This is a genomic window from Stenotrophomonas sp. 3(2025) (genome assembly GCF_052665395.1).
In genome coordinates this window covers 52,846-68,917 of record NZ_JBQOIF010000013.1, presented here as the reverse complement: position 1 = coordinate 68,917, position 16,072 = coordinate 52,846, and the positions used below count along the sequence as shown (strand labels likewise).

Below are 16,072 nucleotides of genomic sequence, written 5' to 3'. Positions count from 1 at the left end.
GCGGCCCGTCCGCACGGTCACGGCTGTACCACCGTCAGCGTGGTCGGGTTGCTGCGGCCGACGCCACGCAGCTGCGGCCGGTACATGTCCTCCACCAGCGACGGCGGCACCGTGTAGGTACCCGGAGTGACCGCACGCACCAGGTAGAACACGTTGGCCTTGCTTCCACGCGAGAGCTTCAGCGCCGCCACGTAGCGGTCATCGCGGAACTCTTCGTGCTTGGTATCGGCCGCTGCGCTGCGGTCGCTGATGGTGATGCCATCGACCACCACATCGGCCCATTGCTTGGCGTCGCCCAGGTTGAGGTTCTCGATCTCCAGGCCTGCCGGCAGCAGGTCGGTCAGCAGCGCATCGGGCATCTCGCTGTCGGCGGTGATGGTGACCCGCACGATCAGCGCTTCACCTTCCTTCAGCGGACGCGGCGACCACGGCTTGCCATCGGTGCCGAAGTAGCTTCGCTCCACGCCGATCACGCTGTTGTCCGGCGCCGGCGCACTGCGCGGAATGCCGGCCACGTCGATGCTGGCGAACATCGGCGGCTGTCCCTGCGGGGTGAAGCGCACGCCCGCTGCCAGCTGCCCTGCATCGAAGTTGCGGCCAAACAGCTTGCGTTCGCCGATGGCCTCGCTGTTGCCACCGATCACCAGCTCACCGGCCACCAGCGCCTTCTGGTTGGCGGCCAGTGCCTTGCCAAGGCGAGCGATGGCCACCTGTTCCTGCGTGCTCAGCCACATCCACCCGCTGCTGCGGCGCGCATCCAGGCCACGGCCAAGATCAACCGCGCGTGCATCCCACGCCGGCTTGGCCAGCTTGTTTTCGTGGGTCAGCGCGATCATCAGCGCATCATCACGAACGGCACTGCCGTAGTCGCCGAAGTAGGACGGGCGCTCGCTGCTGGACTTGGCAAAGCCCGCCGCAAGGGCCGCCTGGCCGCGCTTGGCATCGCCCTGCAGCGACAGCGCCACGCCCAGGTGCACCAGCGACAGGCCACCCACGGCCTTGCCGCGTTCGTTGTCGTACAGCGTGCGCAGGGTACCCAACGGCGCGCGGTTGACGCGGGCCAGCACGTATCCGGAGTACGCCTGGTTGGCGAACTTCAGGCTCTCGCGTTTTTCCTGGCCGTAGAACTGGTTGCCACCGGACAGCAGGTCTTCGCTCAGGCGGTTCAGCGCCTTCTGCAGCACGTTGTCCGGCACCGCGAAGCCACCGTCCTTGGCGTCAAGCAGGAACTCGGCGATGTAAGGCGTCAGCCACGGGTTCACGTAGCCGTCGTCACCCCACATCGAGAAGTTGCCGTTGGCCACCTGCATCGATGCCAGGCGACCGAACGCACCTTCCATGCGCTCGCGACGGGTCTTCGCGTCCAGGCCGTCAGCGCCGAGCATCGACGACGTGGCCTGGTCCAGGATCAGCGCGGCGTAGCCCTTGCTGGTGGTCTGTTCGGCGCAGCCGTACGGGTAGTTCAGCGCGCCCTGCAGCGCGCTGGCGAACGGGATCGGCGGCAGCGGGCTGACCAGCAGGCGGGCATTGACCGATTCGGACATCAGCCCGTCCATCAGGGTGCCATCCAGGCTCACCGCCGCCAGCGGATCGAGCGTGCGCACCTGCGAGCGCAGTACCTGCGGCCACGCCGCGCGTACCGGCAGATCGTAGCGGCGGTCGGCCTTGAAGCCGTTGCCATCCACACGCACGCGCACCTTGGCCACGCTGTGGCCCTCGCGCGCCGACAACGGGAAGCTCAACGTGGTCTTGGCATCGGCATTGAGCTGCACGCTGCGCGTGCCTTCGCCCAGGCTGAGCGGGCCTTCGCTGTCCACGCGCACGTTGAACTGACCGGGCTTGCCGGTGAAGTTCTGCACGTCCAGGGTCACCGTACTGCGGTCGCCCGGGGCGAGCACGCGCGGCATGCTGGCCTCGGCCAGGATCGGCGCACGCACCACGGTTTCCACATCGCGCTTGCCGTACTGGTCATCGCTGTAGACCAGCGCCGACACCCGCAGGGTGCCATTGAAATCCGGCACTTTCAGGCGGATGCGGGCAATGCCCTTGGCATCGAGCTGCACCGGGCCGGAGAACAGGTCCACGGTCTGCACGCGCGCGGTCGGCCGCTTGGCCTGCGGCAACGCCTGCAGCGCCATGTCACCGCCGAACTTCAGCTTGCCACTGCCGCCGTCGAAGCTCTCGATCACCCGGCTGTAGATGTCATAGGCATCGATGCCGAGGCGGCGCTGGGCGAAGAAGTGCGCACCGGCATCGGGCACCGGGAAGCGGGTGATGTTGAGAATGCCCACGTCCACGGCCGACACCGTGACGTGCGCGACCTTGCCGGCCAGCTGCGGTGCGCTGACCGTCACTGGCAGGTCCTGCTCCGGTCGCATCTGCTTGGGCGCGGCCAGGCCGACGGCCACAGTGCGGCCTTTGCGATCCATCGGCACGTGCACCACGCCCACCGCGCGGGCCGGGGTGATCTTGCTCGGCGCACTGCCACCGCGGAACACCAGCGCGGTGATGTAGACGTCGTGGCGCTCCCAATCGGCGGTGACCGGGATCTTGTAGGTGGCACCAGGCTTGGCGTCGATGTCCTGCACGTACAGCATGCGGTCGGTCTCGACCATCAGCACGCCCTTGCCGGCGTGCGGCGGGGTCACCGTCACTTCCAGGGTATCGCCGGCCTTGTAGCCGGTCTTGTCCAGCCCCAGCTTGACCTTGTCCGGGCGGGCATCGAGGCCACGGTTGTCATCGCCCCAGCTCCAGCCGGCGCGGAACGGATAGCGGCTGGTCAGGCCGGTGGACGGATCGAACACGTCCACCCGGTACTCGCCCCATTCCACCGGGAAGTCGAAGGCGACCGCGCTGCCGCCGGCATCGACGGTACGGGTTTCCTTGTTTTCGAAGCGGCGGGTGAAGTCGTAGTCCCAGCGGTTGTCGTTGAAGGTCCAGTGGTAGTCGCGCAGCTCGCGCACCAGGGTGATCTTCAGGCCCTTGGCCGGCTGCGGCTTGCCGGCCGCATCCACGCGCATCAGTTCAAACCGCGCGTTGCCGTTGGAATCAGCGCCGTCGTCCGGATTGAACAACGGGCGCACGCCGACCAGTGCGGCGGCCGGCCATACCACCCGCTTCAGGGTGCGGGTAACCGTGCGGCCACCGGTTTCATACAGGCTGCCGGACAACACCACTGCGATTGGCGCCTTCGCCTTGGTTGCCTCTTCCGGCAACGACACGTCTTCGCGCAGCTGGCCATTGGCCGGCAGCGTGGTGTCGATGACATCCTTGGCTTCGCGCGGCAGCTGCAGGGTCGGGTCGCCGAAGAAGTAGCCCGGCAGGCCCTCCACCGGCTTCAGCTCGGCGGCCACCGCCATGCGCGCGGTGAAGCGGTTGCCATCGGCCGGGGCACCGTACAGATAGGCACCGTTGGCCTGCAGGCGCAGGTCCTCACCCGGCTTCAGCGTCTTCTGCGTGCTGTCCAGGTCCAGCTTCATGCGCTCGGGCAGGAACTCCTCGATGCGCAGGGTCATGCCCTGGATCGCTTCCTTGCTGGCCGGGTCGGTGCGGAACTCCACCTGCCAGCGCCCGGTCGGCGCCTCGGCGGGAATGGTCTGCTCGAAGTTGATGTAGCCCTGTTCGCCCGGCTGCACGCGGGTTTCGCGGAAGGTCTTGCCGTCGGGCTGCTTCAGGCGCAGGAACACCGGTTGGCTCTTGACCGGCTTGCCGTCGTTGTCGCGCAGCAGCGCCGACAGGCGCACCGTCTCACCCGGACGGTACAGGTCGCGGCCCGACCAAGCGTAGACATCGAACCAGGCGTTGTCACGGCCGGCCACGGCGAACTCGCTCAGGTCCAGCGCCGGCTGGTTGAAGGGCAGGAAACTGGTGTCCTTGCCACTGCTGGCCACCAGCACGTGGGTGGCATCCAGGGTGTAGTTCAGCAGCGCATTGCCGTTGCTGTCGGTACTGCCCTTCAGCACCACTTCGCCCTTGGCATCGAGCACGCGCAGGTCGATGCCCTTCAGCGACGCACCATCCTTCAGCGCGGCGGTATGGACGAACAGCTTGTCCTTGTACGCGCGGGTGTGCAGGCCGATGTCGCTGACCGAGAAGAACGCGGTATCGAACTCGCCCTCGTAGTCACCGGTGCGCTTGAGCAGGGCGAAATACAGCCCCGGCTCCTGCAGTTCCTTGATGTCCTGGGTCGGCAGGTAGGTCAGCACCCGCTCGTTCTGCTTGCCGCCCAGGATGAAGCGGTTGACGTAGACCGGCTCGGCCAGCTTGTTGATCGGGCTGCGCTCGTAGTCGCTGCTCAGTTCCCAGCTGCCGCGGCGACCACCGCGCTGGTACTGGCTGAAGAAGGTCGGCAGATCCTTTTCGCGCACGCGCAGGAACTCGACGTCGACCTCCGGCACGTTCACCGACACCACCGGCAGGCCGCGGCTGTCCTTGGCCGGCAGCACGCTGCCCTGCGAGGCGAAACCGGCCACCGGCTTCAGCTCGCCGCTGAAGACCTTCTGCTTCAGTTCCTTGCCCAGGCGGCTGCCATCGGCGGCCAGCAGGTCCGGCGAGACCACCAGGCTGAATTCCTTGCCGGCTTCGACGAAGGGATAGCGCAGGGTCAGGCCGTCATCGGACAGGGTCCAGCTGCTGTCATCGTTGCCGACCTTCTCTTCGAAGCGCACCAGCTTGTCGAAGTCCTGGGTGCCGACCAGCGGGCGCGAGAACTCCAGCGCCAGCGACAGGCCTTCACTCTTCTGGTCCGGGTAGGCGCGCAGCAGGGTGAACTCCTTCACCTGCTCGGCCTTGGTGGCGATGGCTTCGCCGCTGGCCTTTGGCAGCTGCCCGCTGTCGTTGCGGCAACCGGCCAGGCCCAGCAACAGGCCTCCTGCCAGCAATGCTGCCGTCCATCCCCACCGCATCCGCCGTGCCGGACCGCTCATGTCGTCACTCCTTGATCGAGGTGGCCATTATAGGCGCGTCGCGTCAAGGCGTTGACGCGGATTCGGCAGGAATGCATCGGAACGGTAGCGCCGGGCCATGCCCGGCGGGGTCGATGACCCGAAGCCCGGCCGGGCCCGCCCGGCAAAGGCAACTGGGGCCGTCCGACCCGCCCACCTCCCGTGCCCCCCGAGCACAAGGCCATCCGTCAATCCGCCACGGTCGTTGTCCCAGGTTCCGCCGAGACACGCAACGTCGTACATCGAGGAGACCGAAGCCGGCCCCGCATGTCGGATATGCCCCTCAATCAGCCATCTCCCGACCTGCCTCCGGTCATGCCTGTAGCATCGACATAATGCTTCCCGTATTGCAGTGACCATCGTAATGACAAGAGTACGACTACTTCAGGATCCAACGACCGCAAAGGTATGGGGGACCCGACAGGAGGACCACTCCGTGGAAGTGATTTCCGGAAGTCCCGCAAAGCTGAAGTCACAGTTGAAAGACTTTCCCAATCCGGACGAAGCGCTGAAATGGGCCATTCAACAGGAGTGGTCTCGGCTGAAAAAGGGCTTCGTACTGGTGAACCCCGATGCTTGCGCAGGGCAACCGAGCATGCATCGTTACATTGGTGGAGGTTACACGGGCGCCCTGATGATTGCCGGTTGCAATGGAAAGGTGTCGACCAATCAACATCAGGATGAAGACGCGCTTGGTGCAGCAACCGATGTGCTTCTGCTCGTTGGCGAAGGTGCTGATATCAGCCAATGTTGGCGACCAAGCAAGACTGACCTCGCCTGGTCCGCAATATCTATCATCGACAAAGACCAACTCCTGATCCAGTTCGACTCTGGAATCTATCTTTGGTCCACAGACGGCACACCACCTCAGCGAATCAGTGAAGCAACAGCCATGTCGCCCTCCTTCCTCACCACGTCCAACGGACATGTATCGTGGCATTCCGGTGAGCAGATCACGGTGATGAGGCCCACGGATGGCAAACGCACCCTGCACTTGCCTCGCAAGGCTGCGATGGTAGGAGGTCATTCCCCGCAGATGATGGGCGCTCTCTCTCCGGATGCAGCAACGCTCGCCTGCTGTGCCAATCCTGGTGAGATCGAGTACATCGATGTCGCCCTGGCGAAGACAGTGCGCCAACATCAAGGCGATTTCGAAATGATCACCAAGATGGCGTGGAGCGTGGATGGGCGGTGGCTGTTGGCGTTGGAACAGTATGGCAAATGGCGCCTGCTGTGCTTGGACACGGCAACCGGAGAATCCCGCCCCGGATGGCCGGAGTTCGCTGATATGACGCGAACTGACTTTGCACTGGACAACGATGGCAAGCGACTGGCTGTCATGCGTCGTGGAAAGATTGCCGTCTATGACTTCGCGGGCATGAGGGAAATTCGACGCTTCCCCGTCGATCATGTGGTCCGTACCGCAAAGATTGCATGGACGGGAGAAAACGCCATTTCGGTGCGAACAGACTACGGATGCCTTTCCACGTATGTGGTTTGATCCGGCGCAGCCTTTCCGGACGTGTAATCGCACCATCTCCAGGGAAACTTCGCCAAGGGCGACGTCGACCAGAGCAGCCCTGTAGTCGCCAACTTTGGTTGGCGTTGGGTGCGTGCCAACCAAGGTTGGCACCTACCAAAGTGCCCCCCTACCCCGGCAGGTACAGGTCCACGTAGTCGGTCACCGGCATCGCCGCCAAGGCCACCGGATCCAGCGAGGCGGCCAGGATGCGCTGCTGCTGGGCGGTGGGGAAGCGGTGCGCCAGGTGCCGGCGGAACTTGTCCATCAGCAGCGGGATACCCTCCGCGCGCCGGCGTGCGTGGCCCAGCGGGTACTCCACCAGCACCTCCGGCAGCGCGCTGCCGTCGTTGAAGCGTACCGTCAGCCCGTTGGCGATGCTGCGCTTGTCCGGGTCCAGGTAGTCGGCGCTGAGCTGCGGGTCTTCATGGCAGGTCATCTTCGCGCGCAGCGCGTCGATGCGCGGATCGGCCGCCATGTCGTCCTCGTAGTCCTCGGCCACCAGCCGCCCATGCAGCAGCGCGATGGCCACCATGTACTGCACGCAGTGATCGCGGTCGGCCGGGTTGTGCAACGGCCCCTGCTTGTCGATGATGCGGATGCAGGCTTCCTGGGTACGGATCGCGATGTGCTCGATGTCCTCGGCCGTTCGCCCCTGCGCGCGCAGCTGCTGGTGCAGGATGATCGCCGCCTCCACCGCCGTCTGCCCGTGGAATTCGGCCGGGAAACTGATCTTGAACAGCACGTTCTCCATCACGTAGCTGCCGAAGGGGCGACCGAGGGTCAGCGCCTGGCCATGCATCGATACCGCCTCAAAGCCCCAGGTCGGTGCACTGAGCACGCTGGGGTAGCCCATCTCGCCGGTGGCCGCCATCAGCGCCAGGCGTACGCCACGGCTGGTCGCATCACCGGCTGCCCAGCTTTTGCGCGAACCGGTATTGGGCGCATGCCGGTAGGTGCGCAGCGCCTGTCCATCCACCCAGGCCAGCGACACCGCATTGAGCATCCGCTCGCGGTCCAGACCCAGCATCTGCGCGACGACGGCGGTGGTGGCCACCTTGACCAGCAGCACGTGATCCAGGCCGACCCGGTTGAAAGAGTTGCGCAACGCCAGCACGCCCTGGATCTCGTGCGCCTTGATCATCGCCAGCAGCACGTCATGCACGGTCGGCGGCGGGCGTCGCAACGCGGCCGCGTTGCGGCCAAGCCAGTCGGCCACGGCGAGGATGCCACCGAGGTTGTCCGAGGGGTGGCCCCATTCGGCGGCCAGCCAGGTGTCGTTGAAATCCAGCCAGCGCACCATCGCGCCGATGTTGAAAGCCGCCTGCACCGGATCGAGCACGAAGTTGGTGCCGGGGACGCGCGCGCCGTTGGCCACGCTGATACCCGGCACCAGCGGGCCCAACAGCTTGCTGCAGGCGGGGAAGGCCAGCGCCTCCAACCCGCAGCCAAGCGTGTCGAGCAGGCAGTGATGCGCGGTCTGGAACGCCAGCGGCGAGTCGATGCGCGTGTCACGCACGTAGTCGACGATGTCCACCAGCAGCGCATCCCAGGCTGCACGGGCGTTGGATGGGGTGTGGCTGTCGGACATTGTTCGCTCTCCGGTAGCGCCGTGCCATGCCCGGCGGTTCATCGGCGGGTCCCGTTGCGCCCGCCGGGCATGGCCCGGCGCTACCACAATGAAACTGCCTTACAGCGTATCGGCCGGCACGCGCACTTTGCCTTCCATCAGCACGCGGGCGCTGCGGCTCATGATGGCCTTGGACACCGTCCACTGGCCGTCAACGAGTGCGGCCTGCGCACCCACGCGCAACGTGCCCGACGGATGCCCGAAGGTCACGGCCTCGCGCTCGCCGCCGCCAGCAGCACGATTGACCAGCGTGCCGGGGATCGCCGCTGCGGTACCGATCGCTACTGCAGCGGTGCCCATCATCGCGTGGTGCAGCTTGCCCATCGACAGCGCGCGGGCATGCAGATCGATGTCCGCGGCCGGGATCGCCTTGCCGCTGGACGACACGTAATCCTGCGCGGGGGCGACGAAGGCCACTTTCGGCGTGTGCTGGCGGGTCGCCGCGTCTTCCAGTTTCTGGATCAGGCCCATGCGCAGCGCGCCGTAGGCACGGATCTTCTCGAAGCGCGCCAGCGCCGCTTTGTCTTCATTGATCGCCGGCTGCAGTTCGGTGCCGGTGTAACCGAGGTCGGCGGCGTTGAGGAAGATGGTCGGGATGCCGGCGGTGATCATCGTCACCTCGAAACTACCCACGCCCGGCACGTCCAGCGTATCGACCAGGTTGCCGGTGGGGAACATCGCACCGGCGTCACCATCGTCGGACGGATCGAGGAATTCCAGCTGGATCTCGGCAGCCGGGAAGGTCACGCCATCCAGCTCGAAATCGCCGATCTCCTGCACCTGCCCATCGCGCATCGGCACATGGGCGATGATGGTCTTGCCGATGTTGGCCTGCCAGATGCGCACGGTGCACAGGCCATCGCGCGGCACGCGGGCCGGATCGATCAGGCCGTTGGCGACCGCGAACGGGCCGACGGCGGTGCTGAGATTGCCGCAGTTGCCGCTCCAGTCCACGAACGCGGTATCGATCGACACCTGGCCGTACAGGTAGTCCACGTCGTGATCAGGCACCGAGGCGGTGGAGATGATCACGCACTTGCTGGTGCTGGAGGTCGCCCCGCCCATGCCGTCGGTCTGCTTGCCATACGGGTCGGGCGAGCCGATCACGCGCATCAGCAGCGCATCGCGTGCGGCACCCAGCACCTGAGCGGCTTCGGGCAGGTCCTGCAGGCGGAAGAACACGCCCTTGCTGGTGCCGCCGCGCATGTAGGTGGCGGGAATACGGAGTTGCGGGAGAAATGCCATGGAACGGTTCCTTGCAATGAAAGACGGCCCGTTGCCGGGCCGTCGGATGCTTTACGCCACCTTGGCGCCTTCCAGGAAGTCCTGGGCGAAGCGCTGCAGCACGCCGCCGGCCTCGTAGATCGCCACTTCCTCGTCACTGTCCAGGCGGCAGGTGACCGGCACGATCACGTCCTGGCCGTCGCGGCGGTGGATGACCACGCGCAACTCGGCGCGCGGCGTACGTTCACCGATGACGTCGAAGGTTTCGGTGCCATCGATGCCCAGGGTCAGACGGGTGGTGCCCGGCTTGAACTCCAGCGGCAGCACGCCCATGCCGATCAGATTGGTGCGGTGGATGCGCTCGAAGCCTTCGGCAACGATGGCCTCCACGCCAGCCAGGCGCACGCCCTTGGCGGCCCAGTCACGCGAAGAGCCCTGCCCGTAGTCGGCACCGGCGATGATGATCAGCGGCTGCTTGCGCTCCATGTAGGTCTCGATGGCTTCCCACATGCGCATCACCTTGCCTTCCGGCTCGACGCGCGCCAGCGAACCCTGTTTCACGCTGCCGTCTTCATTGCGCACCATCTCGTTGAACAGCTTCGGGTTGGCGAAGGTGGCACGCTGCGCGGTCAGGTGGTCACCTCGGTGGGTGGCGTAGGAATTGAAGTCCTCTTCCGGCAGGCCCATCTTCGCCAGGTATTCGCCAGCCGCACTCGAGGCCAGGATCGCGTTGGACGGCGACAGGTGGTCGGTGGTGATGTTGTCGGGCAACACCGCCAGCGCACGCATGCCGGCCAGCGAGCGCTCACCGGCCAGTGCACCTTCCCAGTACGGCGGACGACGGATGTAAGTGCTCTGCGGGCGCCAGTCGTACAACGGGCTCACCGCTGCGCCGTGTTCGACGCGCACGTTGAACATCGGGTTGTAGACGCTGCGGAACTGCTCCGGCTTCACTGCCGCCTTCACAACCGCATCGATCTCGGCATCACTCGGCCAGATGTCCTTCAGGCGCACCTCGTTGCCGTCGGTGTCCACGCCCAGCACATCCTTCTCGATGTCAAAGCGGATGGTGCCGGCGATGGCGTAGGCGATCACCAGCGGCGGCGAGGCCAGGAACGCCTGCTTCGCATACGGATGGATGCGACCGTCGAAGTTGCGGTTGCCCGACAGTACCGCCGTGGCGTACAGGTCACGGTCGATGATTTCCTGCTGGATCTTCGGATCCAGCGCGCCGCTCATGCCATTGCAGGTGGTGCAGGCGAAGGCAACGATGCCGAAGCCCAGCTTCTCCAGGTCCGGCAGCAGGCCCGCTTCTTCCAGGTACAGCTGCACTGCCTTGGAACCGGGTGCCAGCGACGACTTCACCCAAGGCTTGCGCAGCAGGCCGCGCTCGTTGGCCTTGCGTGCCAGCAGGCCGGCGGCGATCACGTTGCGCGGGTTGGAGGTATTGGTGCAGCTGGTGATGGCAGCGATGATCACCGCGCCATCCGGCATCAGGCCCTGTGCCTGCTCGGCCTTGCCGGCTTCCAGCTTGGCGGCATCGGCAATGCCGCGCTCGACCAGTTCCGATACCGGCAGGCGGCGATGCGGATTGCTCGGGCCGGCCATGTTGCGCACCACCGTCGACAGATCGAAGTGCAGCACGCGCTCGTATTCCGCAGTGGCCAGGTCATCGGCCCACAGGCCGGTGCTGCGCGCGTAGGTTTCAACCAGTGCGACCTGCTTTTCCTCGCGACCAGTCAGGCGCAGGTAGTCGATGGTCTGGCCGTCGATGTAGAACATCGCGGCGGTTGCGCCGTATTCGGGGCACATGTTGGAGATGGTGGCGCGATCACCGATGGTGAGTGCAGCGGCACCTTCGCCGAAGAATTCAAGCCAGGCGCCGACCACGCGCTCCTTGCGCAGGAATTCGGTCAGGGCCAGCACCACGTCGGTGGCGGTGATATCCGGCTGCGGCCGACCGGTCAGCTCGACACCGATGATGTCCGGCAGGCGCATCCACGACGCACGGCCCAGCATCACGTTCTCTGCTTCCAGGCCGCCCACGCCGATGGCGATCACGCCCAGCGCATCCACGTGCGGGGTGTGGCTGTCGGTGCCCACGCAGGTATCGGGGAAGGCCACGCCGTCCTGCACGTAGATCACCGGCGACATTTTCTCCAGGTTGATCTGATGCATGATGCCGTTGCCCGGCGGAATCACGTCCACGTTCTCGAAGGCCAGCTTGGTCCAGTCGATGAAGTGGAAGCGGTCCTCGTTGCGACGGTCCTCGATGGCGCGGTTCTTCTCGAACGCCTGCGGATCGAAGCCACCGCACTCCACTGCCAGCGAGTGATCGACGATCAGCTGCACCGGCACCACTGGGTTGACCTTGGCCGGATCACCGCCCTTGTCGGCGATTGCATCGCGCAGGCCAGCCAGATCCACCAGCGCGGTCTGGCCGAGGATGTCATGGCACACCACGCGCGCCGGGAACCATGGGAAATCCAGGTCGCGACGGCGCTCGATCAGCTGCTTCAGCGAGTCGGTCAGCGTGGCCGGATCGCAGCGACGCACCAGGTTCTCGGCCAGCACGCGCGATACGTACGGCAGCGTGGCGTAGGCGCCGGGCTGGATCGCGTCGACGGCGGCGCGCGCATCGAAATAGTCCAGCGAGGCGCCGGGGAGGGTCTTGCGGTAATCGGTATTCATGGGCTGGCGGAATGCTCGTGGCGGGCCGGGTGCCGGCGATACGGCGGTGACGGCATCCGGCCGGCACGGGGCCGGCCGGATGCTTGCAGCAGTGCAACAGTGGCGATGATCAGGAACGCTTGTCGATGGCCACGAACTCGCGATCTTCCGGACCGGTGTAGTTGGCGCTCGGGCGGATGATCTTGCCGTCGATACGCTGTTCGACGATATGCGCGCTCCAGCCGGCGGTACGGGCGATCACGAACAGGGGGGTGAACATCGCGGTCGGCACGCCCATCATGTGGTAGCTGACGGCGCTGAACCAGTCCAGGTTCGGGAACATCTTCTTGATGTCCCACATCACCGTTTCCAGGCGCTCGGCGATGTCGTACATCTTCATGCTCGACTGTTCTTCGGACAGTTCGCGGGCGACGTCCTTGATTACCTTGTTGCGCGGATCGGACACGGTGTAGACCGGGTGGCCGAAACCGATCACCACTTCCTTGCGCTCCACGCGGGCCTTGATGTCTTCCTCGGCTTCGTCCGGATTGTCATAGCGCTTCTGCACTTCGAACGCCACTTCGTTGGCGCCGCCGTGCTTGGGGCCGCGCAGCGCGCCGATGCCACCGCAGATCGCGCTGTACATGTCGCTGCCGGTGCCGGCGATGACGCGGCAGGCGAAGGTCGAAGCGTTGAACTCGTGCTCGGCGTACAGGATCAGCGAGGTGTGCATCGCCTTCACCCACGAATCCTGCGGCTTCTCGCCGTGCAGCAGGTGCAGGAAGTGGCCACCGATGGAGTCATCGTCGGTTTCCACGTCGATCGCGCGGCCGTTGTGGCTCCAGTGGTACCAGTACAGCAGCATCGAACCGAGGCAGGCCATCAGCTTGTCGGCGATGTCGCGCGCGCCCGGATGGTTGTGGTCGTCCTTCTCCGGCGCCACGCAGCCGAGCACGGACACGCCGGTGCGCATTACATCCATCGGGTGCGCCGACGGCGGCAGTTCTTCCAGCGCGGCCTTCACCGCGGCCGGAATGCCACGCAGCGACTTCAGCTTGGCCTTGTACGAAACCAGCTCGGCGCGGGTCGGCAGCTTGCCGTGCACCAGCAGGTAGGCGATTTCCTCGAACTCGCTGGTGTTGGCCAGGTCCAGAATGTCGTAGCCACGGTAGTGCAGGTCGTTGCCACTGCGGCCGACGCTGCACAGCGCGGTGTTGCCGGCAGCGGTGCCGGACAGGGCGACGGACTTCTTCGGCTTGAAGGTCGGGGTTGCGGTCGTATCGTTCATGTTTCCCTCCGAAACTTGATGGTGCAGGGTACTGCTTATTTCTTGGCGGCGAACAGCGCGTCGAGCTGCTGCTCGAAGGCGTGGTAGCCGATACGGTCATACAGCTCCTCGCGGGTCTGCATGCTGTCGATCAGGTCGCGCTGGTGACCTTCGCGGCGGATCGTCTGGTAGACGTTCTCGGCGGCCTTGTTGGCGGCGCGGAAAGCGGACAGCGGGAACAGCTGGATGGCCACGCCGGCCGAAGCCAGCTCGTCGCGGCTGAACAGCGGGGTCGCGCCGAATTCAGTGATGTTGGCCAGCACCGGCACCTTCACCGCATCAACGAAGCGGCGGTAGGTCTCCAGGTCATAGGCGGCCTCGGCGAAGATGCCGTCGGCACCGGCTTCGACGCAGGCGATGGCACGCTCGATGGCCTTGTCCACGCCGTCCACCTGGATGGCGTCGGTGCGCGCGATCAGGAAGAAGTCCGGATCGGTCTTGGCATCGGCGGCGGCCTTCACGCGGTCGACCATTTCGCCCTGCGAGACGATCTCCTTGCCCGGGCGATGACCGCAGCGCTTGGCGCCGACCTGGTCTTCAATATGGCAGGCGGCGGCGCCGGCCTTGATCAGCGACTTCACCGTGCGCGCGATGTTGAACGCGCTCGGGCCAAAGCCGGTGTCGATGTCGACCATCAGCGGCAGATCGCAGACGTCGGTGATGCGGCGCACGTCCACCAGCACGTCTTCCAGGGTGTTGATGCCGAGATCCGGCAGGCCCAGCGAGCCGGCGGCCACGCCACCGCCGGACAGGTAGATGGCACGGAAACCCGCGCGCTTGGCCAGCAGCGCATGGTTGGCGTTGATCGCGCCGATCACCTGCAGCGGCGATTCGGCAGCCAGCGCCTCGCGGAAGCGGGCACCGGCGGAAGAGAGGGTGGAAACGGTCATGCGGCGATCCAAGTTGAAGAACAGGGAGGTAAGCGCAAGCACCATGCCAACCTGCAAGCGATTGATTTCACGGGGATGACCGGTCAATCGCAGTGAAACATATGAAACATTGAAACAGATGTATCATGAAACATCATCACTCCCGATCCGCGCACCATGTACCTGCCCCGCTCGCCCCTGCGCCACACCGATGCCGACCCCGGCCGTCCGGTTATCTGGACGGTCAGCGTCTCGCGCCTGACCGGCCTGCTGGGCGATGTCATTCCCGAATTCGACCGCCGCGCGCGCATCGAGCAGATCAACCTGGGCTTCGAGGAGGCCGTGGAAGTGATCGGCCAGCGCCTGCGCCGCGAGCACTGCGACGTGGTGATTGCCGGTGGCTCCAATGCAGCCTGGTTGCGCGGTCGCCTGGACCTGCCGCTGGTACCGATCCACGCCAATGGCTTCGACCTGATGGAAGCGCTGGCGCGCGCCCGTCGCATCGCCCCACGCATCGGGCTGGTCACCCATGCCAGCGATGTGCCGGTGTTCAGCAGCTTCCAGCAGAGCTTCGGCCTGGACATCGAGCACCGCCGCTTCGTCACCCGCGAAGATGCCCGCGACTGCATCGCCGACCTGCGCGCCAACGGCATCGAAGTGATCGTCGGCACCGGCATGGCCATCGACCATGCCGAACAGGCCGGACTGCCCGGCGTGCTGCTGTACTCGGCCGATTCGGTGCGGCAGGCGTTCGAGCATGCGCTGGAGCTGACCCAGGCCATGGCCCGCTCCGGCGGCAGCCGGCCGGCTCCGCGCCGCCGCACCGCCCCACGCAGCGATGCGCATGCCCTGCTCGGCGACAGCAATGCGATGGCCGACGTGCGCGCACAGATCACGCTGTACGCCCCGCACGACAGCACCGTACTGGTAACAGGCGAGACCGGCACCGGCAAGGAACTGGTTGCACGCCAGCTGCACGCCGCCAGCGGTCGCCGCGGTCGTTTCGTTGCGCTGAACTGCGGTGCGATCAGCGAATCACTGCTGGAAGCGGAGCTGTTCGGCTACAGCGACGGCGCCTTCACCGGTGCGCGTCGCGGGGGGCGCGTCGGCCTGGTCGAGGCGGCCGATGGCGGCACGTTGTTCCTGGACGAGATCGGCGAACTGCCGCTGCCGCTGCAGACCCGCCTGCTGCGGGTGCTGGAAGAACGCGAAGTGCTGCGCGTGGGCGCCACCGAACCGACCCCGGTCGACCTGCGCGTGGTCGCCGCCACCCTGCAATCGCTGGAACAGCGCGCGGCGGCAGGCAGCTTCCGTCGCGACCTGTACTACCGCCTGGCCGCGCTGCGTATTGCCCTGCCCGCGCTGCGTGCTCGGCGCGGTGACATCCCCGTGCTTGCGCAGCACTTCTTCCGTCAGCTGCGCGGCATCGATGCGCCTCTGAGTGAGGATGCACTGGCGGTACTGACCGCCGCCGAGTGGCCCGGCAACGTGCGCGAACTGCGCAATCTGGTGGATAGGCTGCGCATCCACTGGCAGCCCGGTGACGGTCTGATCAATGCAGCGCGCCTGCTGCAGCTGGCGCCCGAACTTGTGAACGAGGGCATTGCAGCATTGCCGGTGGAAAGCAACGGCAAGCGCCCACCGCGTGCACAGTTGGAAACGCTGTTGCAGGAACATCGGAATGATCGCGAGGGGATGGCGCAGGCGCTGGGTGTCTCACGCACCACGCTGTGGCGATGGCTGCGCGCGGAAGGGCTGTAGCTCAAGTCCTGCCTGGCCTGCTGCGCCCAACCGTGGCGGGTGCGGACTCGCTCTGGTGGATGCGAACCTTGGTCCGCATCGATTCTGCGCATGACCCACCCCATCCACGCATGGCGTGGATCTACTGGC

Annotated in this window: 8 protein-coding genes; 2 read left to right on the top strand and 6 right to left on the bottom strand. The window is 65.8% G+C overall.

What is annotated here, in order from left to right:
- Positions 1–17: 17 nt before the first annotated feature.
- Positions 18–4,925: an alpha-2-macroglobulin family protein gene (locus ACUXVE_RS11700; RefSeq protein ID WP_445514449.1), complete on the bottom strand. Its 4,908-nt coding sequence runs from the start codon at positions 4,923–4,925 to the stop codon at positions 18–20.
- A gap of 454 nt (positions 4,926–5,379) precedes the next feature.
- Between ACUXVE_RS11700 and ACUXVE_RS11695 the strand changes: the two genes are divergently transcribed.
- A complete protein-coding gene (locus ACUXVE_RS11695) occupies positions 5,380–6,444 on the top strand; it encodes a hypothetical protein (protein WP_445514448.1) in 1,065 nt (354 codons plus the stop codon).
- A gap of 148 nt (positions 6,445–6,592) precedes the next feature.
- On the opposite strand, the gene ACUXVE_RS11690 is transcribed toward ACUXVE_RS11695, so the two are convergent.
- The 5 genes from ACUXVE_RS11690 to prpB all read right to left on the bottom strand — a co-directional run bounded on the left by ACUXVE_RS11690 (position 6,593) and on the right by prpB (position 14,203).
- The gene (locus tag ACUXVE_RS11690; RefSeq protein ID WP_222388560.1) at positions 6,593–8,053 is read right to left on the bottom strand and encodes a bifunctional 2-methylcitrate dehydratase/aconitate hydratase; all 1,461 of its coding nucleotides are present in this window, start codon (positions 8,051–8,053) and stop codon (positions 6,593–6,595) included.
- A 99-nt stretch (positions 8,054–8,152) separates the two neighbouring features.
- Positions 8,153–9,337, bottom strand: a complete 1,185-nt coding sequence (gene prpF, locus ACUXVE_RS11685; RefSeq protein WP_445514447.1) for a 2-methylaconitate cis-trans isomerase PrpF — start codon at positions 9,335–9,337, stop codon at positions 8,153–8,155.
- Positions 9,338–9,388: 51 nt separating this feature from the next.
- A complete protein-coding gene (gene acnD / locus ACUXVE_RS11680) occupies positions 9,389–12,007 on the bottom strand; it encodes a Fe/S-dependent 2-methylisocitrate dehydratase AcnD (protein ID WP_445514446.1) in 2,619 nt (872 codons plus the stop codon).
- 109 nt (positions 12,008–12,116) lie between these two features.
- Positions 12,117–13,274 carry a bifunctional 2-methylcitrate synthase/citrate synthase gene (gene prpC, locus ACUXVE_RS11675; RefSeq protein ID WP_222388557.1) on the bottom strand — a complete coding sequence of 386 codons (1,158 nt, stop codon included), beginning with the start codon at positions 13,272–13,274 and terminating at the stop codon, positions 12,117–12,119.
- A gap of 35 nt (positions 13,275–13,309) precedes the next feature.
- Positions 13,310–14,203, bottom strand: a complete 894-nt coding sequence (prpB, locus tag ACUXVE_RS11670; protein ID WP_222388556.1) for a methylisocitrate lyase — start codon at positions 14,201–14,203, stop codon at positions 13,310–13,312.
- A gap of 156 nt (positions 14,204–14,359) precedes the next feature.
- Between prpB and prpR the strand changes: the two genes are divergently transcribed.
- Positions 14,360–15,943: a propionate catabolism operon regulatory protein PrpR gene (gene prpR / locus ACUXVE_RS11665; protein WP_445514445.1), complete on the top strand. Its 1,584-nt coding sequence runs from the start codon at positions 14,360–14,362 to the stop codon at positions 15,941–15,943.
- Positions 15,944–16,072: the final 129 nt, after the last annotated feature.